Genomic DNA, 5,000 nt, shown 5'->3' on the forward strand with positions numbered 1-5,000 from the left:
TAAGCCGATAGGTGTAGCCGTAGCGAAAGCGAGTCTGAATAGGGCGCTTTAGTTGCATTGAATAGACCCGAAACCAGGTGATCTATCCATGGCCAGGGTGAAGCGAGAGTAAAATCTCGTGGAGGCCCGAACCGTCACAGGTTAAAAACTGTTCGGATGAGCTGTGGATAGGGGTGAAAGGCCAAACAAACCTGGAGATAGCTGGTTCTCTCCGAAATATATTTAGGTATAGCCTCGCATGTTTCTTGTTGGAGGTAGAGCACTGAATGGGCTAGGGGTCTCACCAGATTACCAAACCTAATCAAACTCCGAATACCAACAAGTCAGAGTGCGGGAGTCAGCCCGCGGGAGCTAAGTTCCGCGGACGAGAGGGAAACAACCCAGACCGCCAGCTAAGGTCCCCAAATCTATGCTAAGTGGAGAAGGATGTGGGAATGCCCAGACAACCAGGAGGTTGGCTTAGAAGCAGCCATCCTTTAAAGAAAGCGTAACAGCTCACTGGTCGAGTGGATCTGCGCCGAAAATGTATCGGGGCTAAAGCATAGTACCGAAGCTGCGGAATGAAATTTATTTCATTGGTAGGAGAGCGTTGTGCCGTCACAGAATCGATCACGCGAGTGATTGTGGAGATTGCACAAGTGCCCATGCTGACATGAGTAGCGATAAAGCGGGTGAGAGGCCCGCTCGCCGTAAGCCCAAGGTTTCCTGAGTAAAGCTAATCTGCTCAGGGTTAGTCGATCCCTAAGGCGAGGCCGAAAGGCGTAGTCGATGGAAAACAGGTTAATATTCCTGTACCACCCAGTTATCGTTTGAGAGAAGGGGGGACGCAGGAGGGTAGGTCATCCGTCTGTTGGAATAGGCGGTTCAAGCTCGTAGGCTTAAATCCCAGGCAAATCCGGGATTTTATACGGCCGAGAAGTGATGAGGAGGCTCTTAGAGCCATAAACTGACTGATCCCATGCTGCCAAGAAAAGCCTCTATCGAGATAACAGGTGATCGTACCGTAAACCGACACAGGTAGGCAGGGAGAGTATCCCGAGGCGCTTGAGAGAACTCTGGTTAAGGAACTCGGCAAAATGATACCGTAACTTCGGGAGAAGGTATGCCCTTGACTGTGATTTGTATACACATTAAGCGGTTGAGGGCCGCAGAGAATTGGTGGTAGCGACTGTTTACTAAAAACATAGGACTCTGCAAAGTCGCAAGACGAGGTATAGGGTCTGACGCCTGCCCGGTGCCGGAAGGTTAAGGGGATTTGTTAGCTTCGGCGAAGCACTGAACTGAAGCCCCGGTAAACGGCGGCCGTAACTATAACGGTCCTAAGGTAGCGAAATTCCTTGTCGGGTAAGTTCCGACCTGCACGAATGGCGTAACGACTTCCACACTGTCTCAACCAGAGACTCAGCGAAATTGGAATGGCGGTGAAGATACCGTCTACCCGCGAAAAGACGGAAAGACCCCGGCACCTTTACTACAGCTTGACATTGGATTTTGGGATATGATGTGCAGGATAGGTGGGAGACTTGGAAGCATGCTCGCCAGAGTGTGTGGAGTCACCCTTGAAATACCACCCTTCATATTTCAGTGTTCTAACCACGGCCCGTGACCCGGGCTTGGGACAGTGTCTGGTGGGTAGTTTGACTGGGGCGGTCGCCTCCCAAAGAGTAACGGAGGCGCGCGAAGGTTCCCTCAGGCTGATTGGAAACCAGCCGTAGAGTGCAAAGGCATAAGGGAGCTTGACTGCGAGAGAGACATTTCGAGCAGGTACGAAAGTAGGTCTTAGTGATCCGGCGGTTCTGAATGGAAGGGCCGTCGCTCAACGGATAAAAGGTACGCCGGGGATAACAGGCTTATCGCCCCCAAGAGTTCACATCGACGGGGCGGTTTGGCACCTCGATGTCGGCTCATCACATCCTGGGGCTGGAGCAGGTCCCAAGGGTTTGGCTGTTCGCCAATTAAAGTGGTACGTGAGCTGGGTTTAAAACGTCGTGAGACAGTTTGGTCCCTATCTTTCGTGGGCGTAGGATATTTGAGGAGATCTGTTCCTAGTACGAGAGGACCGGAATGGACCAACCAATGGTGTTCCAGTTGTTCCGCCAGGGGCATTGCTGGGTAGCCAAGTTGGGTATGGATAACCGCTGAAAGCATCTAAGCGGGAAGCCAACTTCAAGATTAGATATCCCATCATTTGACTGAAGACCCCTTGAAGACTACAAGGTTGATAGGCCGGGTGTGTAAGCATGGTAACATGTTCAGCTTACCGGTACTAATAGGTCGTGAGGCTTAGCCACTTTTTTCCACGAATAAATTTAGACGCTTTGATGTCTGCGTAAATTTTGCGAATTTCTTCGTTGCTACGCATCAATTTTAAAACGGAGTAGTCCAGTACACCTTATTTAAAATTAATGCTTGCGCCTTGAAATTCACTAAAATTTACTTTGCCATAGATATTACTACAACGAATTAAACGAATTTTGGATACAAGCAGCACGCAAGTTTACCCCAATCTGAAGCTGCGGATCCAACCCGATTTAATCCGGTGGCAATGGCAAGGTGGTCACACCCGTTCCCATCTCGAACACGGAAGTTAAGTGCCTTAGCGTCGATGGTACTGCATGGGAGACTGTGTGGGAGAGTAGAACGCTGCCGGATTATTCTTCAAAAAAGCCCTGATCCTGAAGTTTAGACACAGGGTCAGGGCTTTTTTTATGATTTTGTGGGGAATTAGCTCAGCTGGGAGAGCGCCTGCCTTGCACGCAGGAGGTCAGCGGTTCGATCCCGCTATTCTCCACCACCTTGTACACTGCCCTGTGTCGCAGCAATTACCTGCTGTGGCCAGGGTTTTTTTGTTTCAGAATAGTGGTCTCCAATAATACTCTCCTTTTTCATTTTAAATTCCCTTGACATGGACCCTCTATTTTTATAGACCGAATCCAGCTTCTGCCAGAAGGCAGATATATAAAATAGAGAGTTTATACCAACCACAGCCACGAAGGCCTTTGGGTTCCATACGGAAATGGAACCTCAGGATTTCGTGGTTTTTTTGTTTTTGGAGAGAAGAAATGGACAATAATTGGCCTGAAATGAATTTGTATCCCATTGGTAAAGTTGCCTCCCCCCTGACAGTCCCAAGTCTTAAACCGACCCGGGACAGCCTGGAGCCCGGTATCAGCCGGGAAAACATAAAAAAGGAACATCATAAAATCCATGATATGGTCAGTGAGATTCATGTGTTTGAGTCCTCGACCCGGCGGCTCAAGGGGGTTGAGGCTTTTTCCCATATCCTGGTTATTTACTGGCCCCATCTCATCGCAGAGGAAAAGCGGGATTTGGAACAGGTGCACCCCATGGGAAGGAAAGATATTGAGAAGCAGGGCATTTTTGCCACCTGCAGCCCGGCCAGGCCGAACCCGGTCCTGGTGTCAGCCGTCAGGCTGGTGGAAAGAAAGGGCAATGTTCTTGTGGTAAAGGGATTTGAAGCCGTGGACAACAGCCCGGTCATCGACATCAAACCCTATTCCCCCCATTATATGCTGGTAGAGGACCTTACCCTGCCGGAATGGATGGAGAATATTACATCGGATTAATGCCGGGCCCCTGGTTTGTTACAGTATTTTAGCCATTTACAAATAAAATCAAAATAAAGATAAAAAACCTGTTGACATGCTTTATGTTTTCAGGCATATTACGTCGGTCTTCACGGGGGAACCCAGCCGGGCTCTTTCGGGAAGATTTTTTTTGATCTTTGAAAATTGGTCAGTGAAGCAAGAATGAGCGGGTCACAAAACGACCTCACTCGATTGGAAAGAGTTGAGTGGGGATGACCTTAAAGTTTTAGTAAAAGGATTATAACTGGAGAGTTTGATCCTGGCTCAGAATGAACGCTGGCGGCGTGCTTAACACATGCAAGTCGAACGAGAAAGGGATTGCTTGCAATCCTGAGTAGAGTGGCGCACGGGTGAGTAACACGTAGATAATCTGCCTTCAAGCCCGGGATAACTAATCGAAAGGTTAGCTAATACCGGATAAAGTCGGTTGGCATAAGTCAATTGATGAAAGATAGCCTATCCTTGGAAGCAATTGTTTGGAGATGAGTCTGCGTACCATTAGTTTGTTGGTGGGGTAACGGCCTACCAAGACCACGATGGTTAGCTGGTCTGAGAGGATGATCAGCCACACTGGAACTGGAACACGGTCCAGACTCCTACGGGAGGCAGCAGTGAGGAATTTTGCGCAATGGGGGAAACCCTGACGCAGCAACGCCGCGTGAGTGAAGAAGGCCTTTGGGTCGTAAAGCTCTGTCAACAAGGAAGAAATTAACTGTAATTAATAGTTACAGTTATTGACGGTACTTGTGGAGGAAGCGCCGGCTAACTCCGTGCCAGCAGCCGCGGTAACACGGGGGGCGCAAGCGTTATTCGGAATTATTGGGCGTAAAGGGCGCGCAGGCGGTCTTGTCAGTCAGGTGTGAAAGCCCGGGGCTCAACCCTGGAAGTGCACTTGAAACAGCAAGACTTGAATACGGGAGAGGAGAGAGGAATTCCTGGTGTAGAGGTGAAATTCGTAGATATCAGGAGGAACACCGATGGCGAAGGCATCTCTCTGGACCGATATTGACGCTGAGGCGCGAAGGCGTGGGTAGCGAACGGGATTAGATACCCCGGTAGTCCACGCAGTAAACGTTGTACACTCGGTGTACCGGGCATTAAAGCCTGGTGTGCCCAAGCTAACGCATTAAGTGTACCGCCTGGGAAGTACGGTCGCAAGACTAAAACTCAAAGGAATTGACGGGGGCCCGCACAAGCGGTGGAGCATGTGGTTTAATTCGACGCAACGCGCAGAACCTTACCTGGGTTTGACATCCTGTGAAATTCCCTTAATCGGGAATGTGCCTTCGGGAGCACAGAGACAGGTGCTGCATGGCTGTCGTCAGCTCGTGTCGTGAGATGTTCGGTTAAGTCCGGCAACGAGCGCAACCCTTATCTTCAGTTGCCAGCATT

The 5,000-nt window shown here is 49.8% G+C and carries 1 protein-coding gene, 1 tRNA gene and 3 rRNA genes (2 of these 5 only partly in view); all 5 read left to right on the forward strand.

Going from position 1 to position 5,000, the window contains the following annotated elements; translation table 11 throughout:
- Positions 1-2,298: ribosomal RNA gene (locus HUN04_14400) — 23S ribosomal RNA — on the forward strand (it extends 695 nt beyond the left edge of the window).
- 237 nt (positions 2,299-2,535) lie between these two features.
- Positions 2,536-2,652 (forward strand): 5S ribosomal RNA (gene rrf, locus HUN04_14405).
- Between the two features lie 66 nt (positions 2,653-2,718).
- Positions 2,719-2,794 (forward strand) — tRNA-Ala (locus tag HUN04_14410).
- 268 nt (positions 2,795-3,062) lie between these two features.
- Positions 3,063-3,587: a tRNA (N6-threonylcarbamoyladenosine(37)-N6)-methyltransferase TrmO gene (tsaA, locus tag HUN04_14415; GenBank protein ID WDP90822.1), complete on the forward strand. Its 525-nt coding sequence runs from the start codon at positions 3,063-3,065 to the stop codon at positions 3,585-3,587.
- 262 nt (positions 3,588-3,849) lie between these two features.
- Positions 3,850-5,000, forward strand: a 16S ribosomal RNA gene (locus tag HUN04_14420) (it continues 409 nt past the right edge of the window).

Source organism: Desulfobacter sp. (genome assembly GCA_028768525.1).
Classification (GTDB): domain Bacteria; phylum Desulfobacterota; class Desulfobacteria; order Desulfobacterales; family Desulfobacteraceae; genus Desulfobacter.